This is a genomic window from Roseicyclus mahoneyensis, assembly GCF_003148775.1.
GTDB classification, from domain to species: Bacteria; Pseudomonadota; Alphaproteobacteria; order Rhodobacterales; family Rhodobacteraceae; genus Roseicyclus; species Roseicyclus mahoneyensis.
Genome location: NZ_QGGW01000020.1, coordinates 1 through 16798 on the forward strand (window position 1 = coordinate 1; position 16798 = coordinate 16798).

The 16798-nt window shown below is 56.6% G+C and carries 9 protein-coding genes and 1 pseudogene; 7 read left to right on the plus strand and 3 right to left on the minus strand.

Translation table 11 applies throughout. The features are described from left to right. Positions 1-1553: pseudogene (locus tag C7455_RS19505) on the minus strand (hypothetical protein); the annotation flags it as partial. Continuing rightward, on the minus strand, positions 1537-3978 hold the full coding sequence (locus tag C7455_RS19510; protein ID WP_109671112.1) for a UvrD-helicase domain-containing protein: 2442 nt from the start codon (positions 3976-3978) through the stop codon (positions 1537-1539). The pseudogene C7455_RS19505 and the gene C7455_RS19510, both read right to left, overlap by 17 nt. On the opposite strand from C7455_RS19510, the gene C7455_RS20010 reads away from it, so the two are divergent. The 7 genes from C7455_RS20010 to C7455_RS19550 all read left to right on the plus strand — a co-directional run bounded on the left by C7455_RS20010 (position 3950) and on the right by C7455_RS19550 (position 15369). After that, on the plus strand, positions 3950-6889 hold the full coding sequence (locus C7455_RS20010; protein WP_146200057.1) for a hypothetical protein: 2940 nt from the start codon (positions 3950-3952) through the stop codon (positions 6887-6889). The genes C7455_RS19510 and C7455_RS20010 overlap by 29 nt on opposite strands. Then, complete coding sequence (locus C7455_RS19520; RefSeq protein ID WP_170119167.1) at positions 6886-9672, plus strand: SNF2-related protein; 2787 nt, start codon at positions 6886-6888, stop codon at positions 9670-9672. Before C7455_RS20010 ends, C7455_RS19520 begins: the two co-directional genes overlap by 4 nt. A 278-nt stretch (positions 9673-9950) precedes the next feature. Next, positions 9951-10214, plus strand: coding sequence for a hypothetical protein (locus tag C7455_RS19525; protein ID WP_109671117.1), 264 nt, complete (start codon positions 9951-9953; stop codon positions 10212-10214). A 402-nt stretch (positions 10215-10616) separates the two neighbouring features. Further along, positions 10617-12146, plus strand: coding sequence for a plasmid recombination protein (locus C7455_RS20015; RefSeq protein ID WP_146200058.1), 1530 nt, complete (start codon positions 10617-10619; stop codon positions 12144-12146). A gap of 73 nt (positions 12147-12219) precedes the next feature. Beyond that, the gene (locus C7455_RS19540; RefSeq protein WP_109671122.1) at positions 12220-12453 is read left to right on the plus strand and encodes a hypothetical protein; all 234 of its coding nucleotides are present in this window, start codon (positions 12220-12222) and stop codon (positions 12451-12453) included. Then, entirely contained in the window at positions 12450-13841 is a 1392-nt protein-coding gene (locus C7455_RS19545) for a Shedu immune nuclease family protein (protein ID WP_109671123.1), read from the plus strand. The genes C7455_RS19540 and C7455_RS19545 overlap by 4 nt, the downstream gene beginning before the upstream one ends. A gap of 22 nt (positions 13842-13863) precedes the next feature. Continuing rightward, complete coding sequence (locus C7455_RS19550) at positions 13864-15369, plus strand: AlbA family DNA-binding domain-containing protein (protein WP_109671125.1); 1506 nt, start codon at positions 13864-13866, stop codon at positions 15367-15369. Positions 15370-15410: 41 nt separating this feature from the next. Here the strand turns inward: C7455_RS19550 and C7455_RS19555 are convergent, their stop codons facing one another. Next, positions 15411-16679: a tyrosine-type recombinase/integrase gene (locus tag C7455_RS19555; protein ID WP_109671126.1), complete on the minus strand. Its 1269-nt coding sequence runs from the start codon at positions 16677-16679 to the stop codon at positions 15411-15413. Positions 16680-16798 lie beyond the last annotated feature (119 nt).

The window sequence follows — 16798 nt, forward strand, 5'->3', positions numbered from 1 at the left end:
ACAACCACCAGCGGCCCCATGCCGCCCATGGCGGACAGCCGCCCGCCGTGGTCTACTTCAACGCAACCCAAACCGATCAGCAGGTCCAGGCAGTAGCTTAAATCACCCTCGGAATCTGTCCAAGAGTTGGGGAGTAGCTCAGTCAACAATCGCAGCGTATACCGCATCATGACAGTGACGCCTTCTGTCTCCTCACCACCCTGCTGACGCCGGAGGAAAATCGAGTAAGCCGTCAGGAGCAGATAGGCTTCGGTCTTGCCGCCTCCCGTGGGGAACCAGAGCAAGTCCATTACGCCTCGATCCGGGTGATCTCTGTCACCAGCCGATGCCATGCAAAGCAGCACGAAGGCCATCTGAAACGGCCGCCACACCAGCGAAGACAGACGGGGATTGCTCTTTCGCTTCCATTCATTTTGTAGCCAGAGCGCTCGGTTCGCGAGCCGGAAAGCGATCATTTCGGGGCCGTCATCACGTAACAAGTCGACCCCACCCTGCATGCGCATCAAGGCTTTTCGACATTCATCCAGATGACGCACCGCCGTTCCTTGAAGCCCGGATGAAAGCGTATTCAACTCCTTTTCCTGCGAGGAAATCCATTCAGCATAGCAATCGCACAGCCCATCCAGCGCAGCGCAAACATCCGCTGACGACGCAATTGAAAGCCACTCCGACCCCAACGCCCCTTCAAGCCTGGTCTCGACAAGCCTTCCGAAATGGACAGGGTCGCCCAATGGCCCAGGGGATCTGACCAAAGATGCCGGAAGCCACTCGGTCGACAAGCGTACGGTTCCATCCGGAAGGTAGTCACTTCGGATGGAACAGGTATGCCCGGCGCCGTAGTCTGGTTCATCGCGATACAGCAGCGTTGCAGTCGCGCGGTCGTCATCTGCCATCTGCTGTACCGGATCCGGACGTGGAACGATCGCAGCGAAATCTGGATCCGCCTCAACACTGAATCCGACTTGATACAGGTTCCCGATATCTCGCAAACCACGCTCAGCTTTCTCGGGCATCACGTTCTCGTTCAGCATGATGACTGTCACAAGATAAAGATCGCCGTATCTGCGCCCACGCACCCATAGGGAAAGGTCCGGGATTTCCGATATGCTGTATTTGCCGTTCAGGTCCCGTGGCAGTTCGATGGATTTCCGTGCTGTCATAGGCTGTCGCACCCAATCGAAGCCTGCCCGCCCATTGTCTTTCTCGGCACGCGGACGGGCCACATATCGGGCAGCCGAAATATCCAGAACAAGAAGAACACTCTCGCCATCCTTTGGGCGCACTGCGAATGACAAGCCTGCAGAGCTTGGGCGGAATGTGTCTGGCGGAACACGGGACACGGCCTCTTCTTCCTCGTCCGACGCGATAATCGCCTCTTCGGCCTCTTCAGCGCCAAGAGGGTTCTTCTGGGCGAAAAGGATGCCGGTCATATAAATTTCCGACGGGCTGTCGTGCAGGATTTCATCTTCGGTCAGAGGCCCCATTAGATCCTGCCGGAGGCGCTCAACCATCCGCCGACGCGCAGCATCTACGGAGTTATCTGTCATCGTCATTCGCTTTGCTTCCCCGACCCCGCGCAACGCCCATGAGGACTGGCAGAAGTGTTACTGCGGTGATCTTGCCATCGCTGCGACGGTCAACCACCGTCGTAGCCCCAACAATTCGCATAGTATTTGAGGCAAGCCTGCCTCGCGTAGCTTCAATATAATCGAGATTGTCGGCCAGAGTGCTGCCTACCTCCGCAAGAGTTTCCCCCGATGCCGTGACAAGATGCCAAGGCGATCCCTCCTCGGGTCCTGCTCGCCGGAAAGAGCAGCTCGGCTGCTGAAATGCGGCTTCCCATACGGAAAGCGCCGGTGCGACCCCGGGAAGAGGGCGCAGTCCCTCTACCCCCGACACAAGAAGGCCTCCGTCGCGGCCTCGCAGCCAACGGCTGCCGTGTCGTCCATCCTGAACGGCCCCTGACGGCGTCCTTCCAAGGTACAGGTTCAGCGAAGCCCGCGTTGCGCCAACAAACAGGACACGGGCTTCCTCCAGCCAGTCAACGTCATCACCGGATGGAACAGGGGGCAACATGAGCAGGACGTTTGCGGCCTCTCTGCCTTTCGCACCGTGGATGGAACCCAGCAGCGGACCAGCAGTGCCAACATAATCACGTGTGTATTCGACGGGCTGTCGATCGATCATTTCCCCGATGTCTTGCAGACGTGCCGCAGGTCCATTCCCGAGGGCCTGTAGATCGGCCAGAATGCCCGCCTCGGTCGAAACAAGGGGCTGAGGATGGAGGTCGGCCAAGCGTCGCCGCACATGTTCCAGTTGAAGTGACGCATTTGGAGCGAGCCCGGCGCAAATCGCACCCACCAGAGGATCACAAATCGACGTCTGGCCCGACAGTTTCAGGCGATGCACACGGGCGCTATGGGTCAGCCGGGCAGAAGCTGCCATTGTCGCGGCCCGCCCGCGGAAAAGCATCAGGCTATCATCTTTCCAAGGAAAAACCTTTCCATTCAGACCCACATTCGGATCCGTGGCCACATCCTCGAGCATTTCGCGGAGCGTTAGGTAGATCGTATGCGGGTCTCCCGCAGTTTCGAGCAGCAGCCTCGCCTCCTTGAAGAAACGTTGCAAGGCAGGTGACCGCGTCCGATGGTTCGAGGTAAGTTCGTGATTTTCCCAGTTACCCTGGTCGCAAAACTCGTCATGGAGAGACCCGCTTCTGCTTTTGTCGCCGGCCCATGACCCATAAATCGCCTGTGCGCCGTCACCCAACACTGTCACCCCTACGCTTGCTGGCAGGGCGTCAATCAAGGCACGACAGAAGATGCGCCGGTCACCGACGATGTCCTGCGCTTCGTCGATTACAAGGTGCGAGATGCGGGACAATTGATCAATCATGGCTTGGTCACCGTCTGCCATGAACTTGTGCGCAGCGCGGATGATGCGCTCATGCCCCCCAGGAGGCGCCTCCCCAAGCGATGTCACGAGATGCCATGCCATCGAGTCTATGGTTCCGCACATGACACCGGCAGCGTAGGTATGTTCGCTCAATGCCTCCGAAATACGCCGCCCGATTTCATCGGCCGCCACCCGAGTGAAGGTAATGAGTCGGATGCGCGCTGGAGGAATCCCTTCTCGAACCAGATGAATGACGCGGTCGGTGGCAGTATGTGTCTTGCCGCTGCCCGGTCCGGCAGTGACGATCTGCCTTGCACTTGCTGGACGCTCGATGACAGTCATCTGCGACGGATCTGCCGCTTTGCCCTCCTTGCGGGGCGGCGGAAAATGCTCACTGAGCCAGTTTGAAGCGTCTTGGGGGACCGGACTGCCGGGCAGAACGCCTGCGAGGCACAACACTCGCGTTACGGCATCTGAGCAGGCGGCATTTATAGACCAGATCCTTGCTTCCAGAACCTGCCAAAGTGCAGAAAGGTCAGCATCAGAAAGTACCCCAGCCGCGTCGATCAAACCAAAGACATCGTTTGGGAGTTCATCTGTGACCCGCAACAGACCGTGAGGCTCGCCTTGCGAAGGGTCGCCGCCGAGTAGAACACACTGATCGCCACTATACAGCACCGATACCGCCCGTCTCTTGAGCAAAACCTTGTCGCCATATGATTGACCAGAGCCAATGTCTCCACATTTGATCAGCGTAGACACGACGACCTTCGCCAGAACATTCGCGTCAACTTCAGAGATGCCGTCTGCGACTGCAGCGGATCCAAGACTTGTGACCGCACGAGACTCTGGCACTGCACCAAGGTCATGAAGGTCCCTACGCAGTTGTGCCGCAAGTTTCTGGCTTGGAGCGAGGGCGTCCAGCGTGTCGGTGTCAGTGTTTTGCATTTCGCGGTTTGTTTGTCCCAAAGTGATGGTATGCTTGTTGAAAAGTGCCACGAACCGTAACAAAAATATAGCAATATCATTGGCATCTGCATAACGAAATGAAGAGATGAACGACTTGTTGGCCAGTGAGAACATGCTGGCGGGATTTTTTTCGGACCTGTCCCTGCAACGGGGTGGTGGTGCTGTTTACCTGATTGAACATGGCCTTGCCCGTGATCAACTCGAGGAATTGTTCTACATTGTGGCCCAAAGGGCTGAGCGGCAGCAGTTCGCAAAACGGGCTTGGGAAGATTTCCCGCTTTCACTTTGCGTGACAGTCACTGAAATCGGCTACCAATACAGAGGGACTGGTACAGACTTTTGGCCGATGGTTGAATCCGCGATCAAAGTCGAGATACCCATGCCTCAACGGAGCGTGATCTCCGATATGTTCCGGTACTGCGCAAAGCAATACGGTACGGCGCGACCGCTTGAGGATGCTTGGACTTCGGTCTTCCCGCACATTGCGTGGCCCGTCCGCAATGCAATGGTGCCGCGAGAGATACACGGATCATTGGCACGCTTGGTCAGGGAGTTTCTCGGCCAGACCCGTGGCATAGGCGTAACCCGTGCCACATTGCCTAGCCTGCGCGAACTTGCGCGTGGCTTCGGGTCCCGACGGCTCGAGTCATGGCTTCAGGATGATGATCTTGCGCTTTCGGTGATTGGCTACCTCGTGTCGGGCCGCATTGGCGAATTAAGCATGGAGCGGGGTTTCATGCAGCGCCTTGGAAATGATCTGCGTTCCGAGGGCGAAGTCAGGCGCCTTGAGCGCATCATCAGGGCTCGACGGATTGCCATGCATCATGGGCTCGGCAGCCTTCCGAAGGCAAGGTACGAACTCTTGCTCGATGACGCTGAAGCCCGAGGCCTAGGTGTCAGGGGGCCGAAACTGGCTCCCGCAGAGATTGAAGCTGTCAGGTCTGAGCTTGATGTTCCATTGTCGAACCTGACCGTCAATGTCGGCGCAAGATCAACCACACTTGAGAGTTTTCTTGGCGGAGATATTCTGTTCATCGGACGCCCAAGTTGCGAGGTTCCCCGGCCGCGCCTCATCGAGCTCGATATTCCCGAATGGCTGGAAGCAGCAATCGTTCCTGCTCCGGGGTTGCTTTTTCGTGATGAGGGCGATGATGGCTACCAAACGCAACTGTTACCCTCCGACAGAGTGACATCGGGAATTTCATTCTACGAACTTGTTCTCGATGGACTGACACCCGACGAATGGGGAGACGGTCTATATCATTTCGTGAGCGGAACACCGGATGGCGATAAGGTACTGGCAAGGCACGGCCTTCATGTCGAAGCCGAGCCGATTGTCGAATTCCGGGGTGGTCTGACCCTGCATCATGACGGCACCACTGTTGGTCAGGCGTCCGGACGCCCGATACAGGCGCTGCCGAGGATACCCTTTATGATTGTCGCAGAGCGCTTGGACGGGGCGGAAACCATCGAGTTCTCGCTATCTGAAAAACGCTGGAATGCGCTTCCGATGACGGAAGGTATCTGGACCCTTTCCTCTGCAGGTATGTCCAAGATCCCACCCATTGATCTGGTGTTCCGCGAGTTGGAACCGCCTGAACCGGTTACCCTCTCACTTCAGCCAGAAAGCATTGGCCTTTCGGAAATTGCACGAGGGGCAGGTGCGTTGCATCTGTCTTCGCCCATCGCGCTTCACGATGTCGACATCCATTGCACGCTCGAATCCAGTAACGGCCAGTCCAGGTCTGTTTCCATTCGTGCAATGACTGCGCCCGCAAGACTGGGTTTTGATCGACCTGAGTTCCTCGAAATGCGGGCTGCAGCACGGCTCTGGAGTGGTGGCGGCATGCACGCGAGGCTGAGGGTCCACGTGGCAGGGCTGGACGACCGATCCTGGACTTTGACATCGCCAGAACCGGAATGGCTGTACCAGAAAAGCAGTGGTCAATGGATCGGAAAAGGCCAAGAGCCGAAAGGATCACTTGTATGCGATCCACTTAAATCCTGCACATCATTCCTTCAGCGGGATTCTGAGCCAGAGAACCCGTTAGCAGCTTACAGGCTGCTCTGCCCAAATGCTTCGGGCGACAGCTCCCTGAGAAATTGCATTCTGGAAGAACCCACTGCCGGCATGTCATTGGCGGGGCTGCCCCGTGCAATGTCGGACCAGATCCTGCGTTTGTCTGAGACGGGGGCTGGTGGCTGCTCTCTGACAAAAGGATTGGAATCCTATTTTTGCTGGAGCCTCGCGACGGCCGAGACTGCGATTGGTGAAGCCCTTCGAGCAAACGCAAGCAGGCAAGTGGAGGACCGACTGGTTGCCGCTTTTTGTGGTGATCTCTGGCTGAAGACAGAAAAGGCCTGTCGTGGGCTCGGCACGAGCTTCCACCAACGTCTTGTCGCGGAGGCAGTCAAGGAAGGCCTTGTCTGTGACACAACGGCTTTCTCCCCGCTGACGGAAGACGAGAAGCGCGACTTGGTCGCTTTTCTGGAGGACGGCTTTCGTCGCGTGCTGCCCAAGCCGGACTTAATCGTCGTCCCTGACGGCGAGATGTGGCCCGAATTGGACGATGCGGTACTCGATGCCTGGGAGAAACTGTCAGAAAAATCGGTTTCGGCGGGAGGATCTGAATTGGAGTTCGATGCCGGTAACGCTGATGGACTCTGGCAAAAGCTGGTGGTGCGGGCCCGCGAAGCGGCACGGCTTCCTGAGCTGACTGCGCTGATACTGCCATCCTTGCGTGCGCGCAGCCTTGAACGGGTCCCATACGAAACCAGCCATCTGGATGACCTTATTGCGGCTTTGGTTTCGAGCCATTCAGACGTTCAGTCTCGCAGTGGCCGCTGGATAACCCCTGCTGATCTGCGCGCTCTGTTGCAAATGTTCCTCGCGCCAGAACGCGTCATGGATGATCCGGAATGGCGCGGCCGACTGCTGCGCTTTGGTGCAGACCGTTTCACAGCCCGCGCCGTGCGATACACAGCCTTGCGCTATCGCGCCACGACAAGTGTTGGCCTTCAATGAGTGCCCTTCACTTAACCCAATCGGGCTTTCACGCCCTTGAGCGACTCGTCGCCGCCGAGTCATGGGAAATGGGCGGCGCACTTGGGGTCGCAGCTGATCCGTATCCACATCAGATAGAAAACTTGCGCCGCATCTTGGCCGACACAGAGGTACGCCATCTGCTTGCGGATGAAGTCGGCATGGGAAAAACCGTACAGGCGCTGATGATTCTTAATATCCTGCGGCGGCGCGATCCCTCTTTGCGGGTGGCCATCGTTGCACCGGAGCGCATTTGTTATCAGTGGCAGGTTGAGCTGTCGGCACGCGGACACATTGCCGCCAGCATCCTATCCGACGAAGACGAAAACGTGGAGCGTCCCGAGGGTGAGGGTTATGTCCACATCATCAGGGCCGACATGATCCGCAGGCAGCCTGCGCGGCCGTCCCCGGAAAACTACGACATGCTGATTGTCGACGAAATTCACGCCCTGAACCTCGAGGACGCTGCATTCCTTTCGAGCCTCTGTCGCGAGCGCCGAGACGCTCCGCGATTTAGGCACGTTCTTCTGCTCACTGCCACACCGCGGCTCGGCAACACTGAATGGGCGCGCGCCGTTATTGGGGCCATCGAACCCGAACGGACCGAGATCGCCAATCTTCTTGGTCGCGAACCGCTTGATTATCTCGCTGAAGAAGCTGCCGCCGCAAGGCAACGTGTTTCGGATGGCACCCTGTCTGCTGACGTTTTCAGAACGGCTTTCGCCGCAGATCGGCGGATATTACGACAGACACGCAGCCAATGGCCGGGTATTGCACCCGTACGCAAGGTGCATACCATCCGAACCACGGCCTCCGACGCCGAGATGCCGAGGGTCATGCTTCAGAATGCAGCCTGTCGTGACGGTGGGGAAGCTCCGCTCGAACAGGCACCGTGGCTGCAGTGCCGCCAGATGTTTCGGGCTGGATCGAGTCTGCGTGGCATCCTGCGCCATCGGACGTTCTCGGCATATTCAGACTTGCGTGACGATCTGGAGACAACGCTTTCCCGTAATCCCGGCAATGCACTTTTCGATGACCTCTGCGACATTCTTATCGGTTTTTGGCAAGGCGACCCTAAACGACGCGTCGTTATCGTCGCTGGTGACACGCCTACAGTGGATATGTTGGAACGGCGACTGTCGGAACTTTTTCCGCATTTGGCGAACGATGGTATTGCCACCATGCGAGGGCGTCACAATACGGACTTGGTCGATGTCGTGGGCGCGGTAGAGAGCCAAGCCACTGTACTTATTATGGAGGAATTCGTTGAAGCGGGCCTCAACCTGCACAACGTCGCCTCGGATATGATCTTTTACAACCTGCCATGGCAGGCCATGCGCATTGATCAGTTGATCGGCCGTCTGGACCGCCTGCGTTCCGGCGGGTTGACCGCCTATTTAAAGGATCGGAGCGTCGGTACAATAGGCATATGGCGTATGGTGGTCGCGGGCTCTGCGGATGAGAGGGTGCTAGAGGCCCTCGATCTGCTCGACGTTTTTGAACGACCTCTGCCGTACCTCGACGAAGCCCTGTCCCGACGTATCGATAGTATCATTACAGAAGCCGCAGCCGGGCGAGCTGGATTCAAGGAAGCCGCGATCGCATTGAAAAACGAATTGTCTTTTGGCCTGAGTGTCACTGCCGAAAACATGTCTCCTGTCGAGCAAAACAAGCAGGGTGAAATCACAGAAATCATCGGGAAGGTTCGTGCTTCAGATAGCATGGGAAATATTTGGCTGCGCCTCTTGCATGGAAGTGGTGGCTTTCATGGGGCATTTCCCAAAGTGAATGACAGCGAGCGGGTGGCCTCACTTGCATTGCCAAGACTGATTGAAAACTGCCCCTACAATCTTGGTGCAATGACGACGCGTGAGCCCGAGATATTCCGGTGGCGTCGCGATCGGCTCGGGCGCCCACCAAAAAAGGATGTAATTCTGCCATGGGAGCAAATTGGAAGACGTGCGCGTTTTTTCTCGACCGGCGACGACCTGCATGACGACCTTGTCCGCCAAGCTTACCTCAAGGCAAGGACGCAGCCCATTTCGCCAAAGCCTATGGGAGTTTATCTTTCCGATAATGAAGTGGCATCCGAGTTGACAGGTAAGACGCTTCTCTTCTTCCGGACAGCGTCGCGGCCATCGATGTTCCTCGACCGGCATCTCAAGGCTAATCCGTCTGATGCTCCTGCTATCCGGATTGGTCGACTGTCTGACCGTCGCTGGCTTTCGACCCTGTTTCCTGATGCGGTCAAGACCACTTGTCTTGTTATTGCAGATGATGGCTCTTTACAAAAAATGCCAGACAAGATTGTTCAAGCCTTCTTGAGCGATGGCTGTCGGCAAACAACGAACCAGCAAATTCAGCAAACGATCCGACCGGTCCGCGAAGCCCAGAAGATTATTGCAGGCTTGGAGCAAGAGATGGTCCAAGAGCAGCGAGAGCGCCATGCGAGGCAGCGCCAAGCGACGTTGAGCGTCTTTTCTAACCGACGGCAAATCCTCACATCCGAGACTGAGACTTACGTCCGATGGAAGCAGATGAATATCACACAACTACGGTCACGCAACGTTCAGGACAAGCAACAGATCCAAATGACTGAGGGGCAAATTGCATCTGAAATACGTCGGATGGAAACACGCATCGAAGGGATGAGAGATCGGCTGCGCATTATGGAGGATTTGATAATGCGAATTCCGGATAATTTTGTTTTGGAAACCGTCACGATGCTGGTGAGAGTACTACCTTCGACAAATATCAATAATTGAACATCAAATTTCAACACGGCCCGATATCGCAGATATTTCGGTCTCCCACAAACCCGCTTTCATATTAACTATACTGCATAATTGGATCTAATTTACTGATATAGAATAATTTTCTCTGGTTTCGATTCCGAAACCACCTGTCGCACATCATGTAAAATCTGGTTGCCTTCATCGACGATGATGTAGCCCCCCGCTCCTTTCGTGTTCCAGCCCATCCTAGGCATGGCGCTGAACTGCTGGCGCCCGGATTAACGGTTTCAACAAAGGACCATGGTGCCATGAAAAAATTTGAGAGAACCATTCCCGAAGATCACCCCGACGCAGCCCATGTGCGTGGGCACAACGTGAAGCCTGCGAAGATCAAGCCAACTTTGGCGGATTGGGAAAGATATCTGGAACTTATGGCCCGCTTGGTGATCCATGATCACGTGTACATCCCGATCTTCAAGAGGGTTGAAGCGGAAATAGCCAAGGTAACCGACGAGGAGGATGTGATTTCTCGGGCGCGTAAGATTGCGGCAATGCCTGTTAAGAAGGGGTAGGGAGCCTCGCCATATGAACATTGGAAGCACCACGCTATGGCATATGTGAGCTATTGCGGTCCAAGGTATTCTTGAAGTGATCAACTGGGTCAACCAAGAGCAAAAGGACAGCCAGAAAGTCAAAGCCAAACCTCAAACAAAGGACAATCCATCCAAAAACAGGGTTCACGGGTCCAGCACGTTGCTGGTCGCAGCGATAAGTCCAAGCCGTCAGGCGAGGATTTATCGCGAGAAGGGGTCAAGGGGGTATCCCCATTGCGAGCATTGTTTTTGCGGCACCGGGCTACCGGGGCTGCAAAAACAATAGTGAGTAACCATCCGGGCAATCCCTGAAAATTCCTCTGCGGTTTTTCACGCAGCGCGCGGACAATCCAGTCAAACAAGACCAACTGGAATTCGCGCATGTCTGTCCATACGAAATTCGATCATCCCGCAAACAAGGGCTGCCTTGCAACTGCCCCGGCTGTCCTGCGTTTTGCGTCGTTTTTCCCCCGGGTGCTCAGGAGAAGGGAAATGCATGATCAGCGAGCGGGTGGGGATCTGAGCCATATCCGCCATGACCTGAGTCCACAGAATTATCGCGTTATTGGTGACGAGGATTGGATTGACGTCTTGATCGCAGAGATCGCCACTGCGAAACGAAACAATCACCTTAATGAAATTGCTGCTCGTGAAGCCAAAGGCCGCTGGAAAGAAGCGGAGGCCTTGCGCCGCCGTGGGCCGGTTGACCCGTGGAAATTCACGCAAGAGGGGCCGCTCCGTGAAGGTATCTTGACTGTCAACAAGCAGTGGTTCGGCGGCGCCGGGCCAGAGGAATGGGACCCCGACCGGGTGTCCCGATTTGTCGACCGGGGCGTGGAGTTCCTGCAGACGCATTTCCCTGCTGGGCAGTTGAGGGAAGTGACGGTTCACGTGGATGAAGAGGCCGTGCATCTGCACTTCGCCGTCGCTGTGTGGAATGAAAAAGTCAGTCAGAACCGTGGGCGTCAGCGGCTGTTGCAACCCTCGGCCAACCCGCTCCTTGCCGATTATGAACATGCGCAAGATCTCGCAGGCGAGGCCTTTCTGGACATGGGCATCCATCGTGGAGAGCGCCGGGCTGCAGCCGCCCGCGCCGCAAAGGCCGCAGGGCTGGAAGGGCCAAGCCCGCGTGACCATGTGCCGCCGAGTAAGTGGCGCAGGGAGCAGCGGCGCAAGGCGCTGCAGGATGCGGCAAAGATCAAAAAATCGGCTCGCGATGCGGCGGACGGCATACTCGCAGACGCGGCGTTTGTGTCGAACTCCACCGTCAAGAAATCCCGCAAACGTGCCGTCGAGGAAACGAGGCAACGACAGGCCGAGGCAGAGCAAGTGCTGGTAGATGCCAGAATCGCCCGGACGGGTGGACAGATCGTTGGTGCCTTTCGGCATATCCGCAATCAACGGCTGGCTGCTGAGTCAGAGGCCCTGAATGAGAAAATGTTGCGGCGCAAAGCCCAATTCCGTCATATGGAGGAACGGAGCCATGCGCTGGCAGTGGCCAATGCGCGGGCAGAGGCTGACTTGATCGCTGCGCAACAGGAAACGGAAGAACAGGCCGCCGAAGCGGCCGAAATTACGGCGAAGGCAAAGGCCGCCGAAGCCGATGCTCTCGAGGTCGTTCAAGCGACTTTAGCCCAACGAGAGGCGGCGAAGGCCGAGATTGCTGCAGAGCAACGGGAACTGTCGCGGGCGCAAGCCGAGGTTGCCCATAAGGATGCGGAATTGTCGGCCAAACTGTCGAAGGTGGATCGGCTTCTTCGCCACCTCGAACCTCTCCTGCGGCGCATGATTGGCTGGTTGAAACGTCCTGATTTGCCGGGTGAAATTGTCAAGGAAGGCAACGAGATTCTGTCTGAGGCGCATGTGCTGATTTCAGATCCACCCTCTGACCCCAATGCACCGCAAGGCTGACACCGAATGAATTTTCCGAAGGCCCACCTATCGCCCGTTGCAATTCTACGGCTGCTCGCGCAAAAATTGCACGATGGATCAGCGTCTTAGTAACTTTGACTTTCTCGATGGGTTGGACCCCGAGCTTGCCAACCTTGGCAAGCTTGCGGAGAGCTATTTTCAAGATGACCCCAGTACCAGTTTGATCAAGTTGCGCCAATTCGGGGAGCGAATGACCCGTCGCCATGCAGCCTTGGTTGGGAGCGATGTACAAGAGGCCCGCGCCGCCGCGGCCAAGGGTAAACGGGGGAGGAAAGCAAAGGCATGAAGCCCGATTTCGGCAACCCATTGACCCGGCCACGAGGAGAATACTCGCTCAAGATCGAGCAGGTCCCGGGTGACGATCAAGTCTGGGTTGTCTGGCTACTGCCGTCGAATGAACAGCTGAAATCACGCGGGTTCGCCTTGGACGAAACCAATGCCAGCCCTTGCGTTATCATGACATTGGACGCCCGCAACGCACGTTTCATGATCCATCCCTTCTATACGGCCCCGAACGATGATGGCAGCTATACGAACAAGTATACTTGGCTCGTCGGGATCAGCTTTGATTGGGATGACCCGACCATACCGCCCGACGAGCACACCGTGCATTCGCTCGTTGAGGCCCAGCCTGGCGAATTCATCATCTCGCTCGATTATGGGCTTGGCATCAAGCAAGGCTATCGGTCGGTTATGCGGGCGCTGCATGACCTGACAAATGAAAAGGTGATCTACATTGGCTATGGGGATGCCACCGCAGGCGAATTCAAAGTGGATCGGCAGAAGTTTAGCCAAATCTGCGCTGAGGTGAAGCGGATCGACAGCCGGGCCAAAAAGGCCGAGAACGAGGTCAAGGACACGACTGTTTTCAACGCACTGGCAGAAGGCGCCGGAAAGAAAGCACGGCCATTCCGACTTGGGCGCAACGAAATCCGCCAGCTCATTCAAGATTTTGCCGCGGATCCGGACTATCGCGACCCAAAGGCGCAGAAGGTGCTTGTTACCGAGATCGGCAAGGCAGCGCGCAGCATCGCGAACCAAGCGCCTGAGGCAACCGACAAGATGGTTTCAGATTTGCAGCTGTCCCGTCTGGAGGGGGCTGTCGATGAATTTCGTCATCGGCTTGGTCAGAACCAAAGCGAGCCTGAGTGGCAGAAGTTTTTCGAAGCCGATCCCTTCATGCTATCGTTCGCATTTGGCTATCCGATCCGCCTTGTGAACGGGCAGACCTATGTGGGTGGGCGAAGGATCGACGGCAAAGGAGAGAAGATCAGCGATTTTCTGGTCAAGAACAGCATCAGCAGCAATGCCGCGCTCATCGAAATCAAGAAACCCTCAACGCCCCTGTTGAAACCAAGCCCCTATCGAGATCGCGTGTTTGCGCCACACGATGAACTGGCTGGGGGTATCACACAGGTTCTCGATCAACGCTATCACTTCGTGTCCAACTTTGGTCAGCACCTGAAAGACAACGAATGGTGGGGCGAGAATGCTCTGGCCGATTTCGACGTGGATTGTGTCTTGATCGTTGGAACCATGCCGCAGGACAAAGACCAACGACGTTCATTCCAGCTTTTCCGAAAAAACTCTCACGGGGTTCGGATTTTCACATTCGATGAAGTGTTTCGACAGCTTGAGCAGATACTTGGGTATCTGAAATCGGACGGCGAATGATACCTTATGGGAATGTACGATTATGCCGCGCAGAAGTATCACGGATGAAGAGATTGGCCTGATTAAGGCGATGTTGCGCCGGGGAATGCGCAACCGGGACATCCAGTTTTATTTTAACCGGCAAGATCGGCCTGTAAACTCAGGGAGGATCACCGGGATCAATGCCGGGGATTATGGCCCAGAAGTGCCAGCGGCGACGGAAGCCGCATTGGACGCATTCCTTGCTGGCTTCTCGCCTGCCGAGGTTGGGGTGGTGATCGAAGCTGGCGTTCCGCGTGAACCGACGTTAGCTGAAAGGGCGTTCGCCCGCTTCGTGCAACGTGACGGCGGCTGGTTTCTTGCGGACGGGGAGACCTCGGATCAAGAGTGCAAGGCGCAGTTCGACCCACGCCGCATGGAACCAGTTGTTCGTGCGATTGCTGCATTGGCGAACAATCGGGGCGGCTTTGTTTTCATTGGCGTGCAAGACGCGGAGTGCCATGTAACAGGGATGCCTGACACCGCCTTCCAAGATACCGACATCGTCCGCATCACAGACAAGGTGAAAAACCTTCTGACGCCTACGCCAGCCTTTTCCAAGGATGTTATCGAGGTCGGCGGTCATGCGGTCGGCTTCATCCATGTCGAGAAATATCCAACCCCGCCCGTGATCGTGTGCCGTGATGCAAACGGCCTTGAAGACGGAACGATCCTGTTCCGCTATGCGGGGCAGTCCGGAAAGATCAAGTTTGGCGACTTGTTGTCCATGCTGCGCGAACGCGACAGGGCTGCAACGCAGACATTGTTGGCAAGTGCGACCCGCCTCAGTGAAATTGGCGCGGATCGCGCATTGATCGTGGATACGAAAAAGGGCGAGTTGGATGCTGGATCAAAGCGTATTCTGATCGACCGCGCCTTGGCCGATCAGCTCGATTTCATTCGCGAAGGTGAGTTTGAAGAACGCGCCGGGGCACCAGCTTTGCGCCTTATCGGCGATGTTCATGCAGTTGACCCTGAGGGTCAGGTGGTCGAACGGATCGAGGGGCGAGCACTGGACGCCGATGCCGTTTTGCTTGCTTACCTCGGCCATGACGTTGTTCGCGAACCGCTCGAATACATCTGCTTGTCCGCAAAGGTGCAGAGGCAATGGCTCCCCGTCTTCTACTTTGTTCGGCTTGCGGGCGGCGACATCGACGCTGCGATTGAGGCGCTAGATGCAACGAATGCGGTCTACCGTGTCTCAAAGCAAAACGCTCTTGAACGACTGAGGGGACAGCGATCCGCATTCGAACGACCCGGCGGAGCCATCCTTGAAGTGGTGGCAGCTTTGCAGGCTGGCCAGTTCGACGAACTCCGTCAGAGGTTCAACGACTGGCAGATCGTGCGCGGCATTCGCGGCCTGCCTGACGGGTTTGAGCCTGCCGATCCGCTTTTCGACCTATTGCGAGACATCTATCGGGATGCAGACGGTAACGCGAATGTCCGAAGTGGTGTTTTCAGTGCAGCCGCTCGCCTTGATGAACTCGAAAACCCAAGGCAGCCGCGATGACCAAAGTCTTCTTGACCTACGTCTGCGGGCCTATGGCCGCATCATGTGTCTTTACGTCCTGTGTTCTCAATTCTGTTTAACACAGTGGACAGCAATTCGAGTGCGTCCCGAACGGGATCGGACACATCATTTAGGATTTGGGTCGCAATCATGTAATGCTTGGCCGAGTCAGACACGTTTTCAATACGAAGGGGGTGTGTGTGACCCAAAATCGTCTCGATCGTTGCGAGCGAAACCCGTAAGGCGCGCAGGATCGTGGATGAAGTGCGGCGCAGATCGTGGCGATGGAAATGCTCCAGCCCTGCCTCGGCCTGCATATTGACCGTGAAGCGAAACCAGTTGCCCAGTTTTCCGCCGTTGGAATTGGGGAAGATGAGGGCATTGGGGTTCTGAGTCTTGTATCCCGGGAGCGACTTCAGCAGCTCAATCGCCGCCTCAGACAGCGGCAGGTTCTGCGACCGGGGTCGGCCGTTGGGGGTCTTGATTTCCCCCTTATACCAGACCTTTGTGTCCCACAGGATATCGCGCCACCGCAACGATGACACTTCGTCGACGCGTGCCAAGGTCAGCAGGATGAACCGCAAGGCGGCAGGGCGGACATCACGCTCCAGTGGCATATTCCGTGGGAAGCCCGCCGGTGCCGGATAGGTCAGTAACGGCAACAAGCGTGACAGTTCATCCTGATTGAGCACGCGCTCACGGACATCCCCCACAGTGGGGTCTTCCACGGCGGGGTCGAATGTCAGCGCAAGATCCGGTGTTTCAATCTTTGGAATCCGTCCTGCGCCAATCTTTTTGAACCTGCCACGCCCGGCGGCCCAGTCGAGAACGGGCTTGAGATAGCTTCGGGATCGGGAAATGCCGGCATTGGCGGTTGTTTTGCCCTTCTGCGGCCGTTTCGGTTTGTAGCGCTGCATTGCAAGCGCAAGATCGTCTTCGGAAATCGTCGAAACAGGCCGGTCGAGGAGCTTTTCAAAGGTACACTCGATGCGCGACCGTGCGCTGCTCTTTCGGGTGCGGGGGCCAGCGGGTTGCCAGATTTTCCTATTATTCTGGGGACGGGCCTCATACTCTTCCAGAAGGGCGCGCAGTGTTGGCGAGACCAGATGCGCCGTGCGGCGCTCGCGTTTCACGGCATTGATATTCGCGCCGCTTTTGATGTCGGCAATCGTGGTGCCAGCCTTTTTGCGGGCGTCTTTTAAGGACAGATCAGGGTATGTTCCAAGCGTGATGCTATGCACCCGCCCGTCAGAGCCGCGCGATTTTACGATGAATGTCCGCGAGCCAGCTGGGGAAACGCGCAAGAACAAGCCCGTCTGACCCGTGTCACGAAAGTAACCGGCCGGTTGGCACCGCGGTTGGTTAGGCGGCCTCGGCCTGAGCGGCGGCGACCGGTGTCCAGTTCCACGGCAGGAGCTCGTCGAGCCGG

Coding starts and splice junctions, on each gene's coding strand:
- C7455_RS19510 (WP_109671112.1), bottom strand. CDS start 3,978: ATGTTCTCACTGGCCAACAAGTCGTTCATCTCTTCATTTCGTTATGCA.
- C7455_RS20015 (WP_146200058.1), top strand. CDS start 10,617: ATGTCTGTCCATACGAAATTCGATCATCCCGCAAACAAGGGCTGCCTT.
- C7455_RS19525 (WP_109671117.1), top strand. CDS start 9,951: ATGAAAAAATTTGAGAGAACCATTCCCGAAGATCACCCCGACGCAGCC.
- C7455_RS20010 (WP_146200057.1), top strand. CDS start 3,950: ATGAACGACTTGTTGGCCAGTGAGAACATGCTGGCGGGATTTTTTTCG.
- C7455_RS19545 (WP_109671123.1), top strand. CDS start 12,450: ATGAAGCCCGATTTCGGCAACCCATTGACCCGGCCACGAGGAGAATAC.
- C7455_RS19540 (WP_109671122.1), top strand. CDS start 12,220: ATGGATCAGCGTCTTAGTAACTTTGACTTTCTCGATGGGTTGGACCCC.
- C7455_RS19520 (WP_170119167.1), top strand. CDS start 6,886: ATGAGTGCCCTTCACTTAACCCAATCGGGCTTTCACGCCCTTGAGCGA.
- C7455_RS19550 (WP_109671125.1), top strand. CDS start 13,864: ATGCCGCGCAGAAGTATCACGGATGAAGAGATTGGCCTGATTAAGGCG.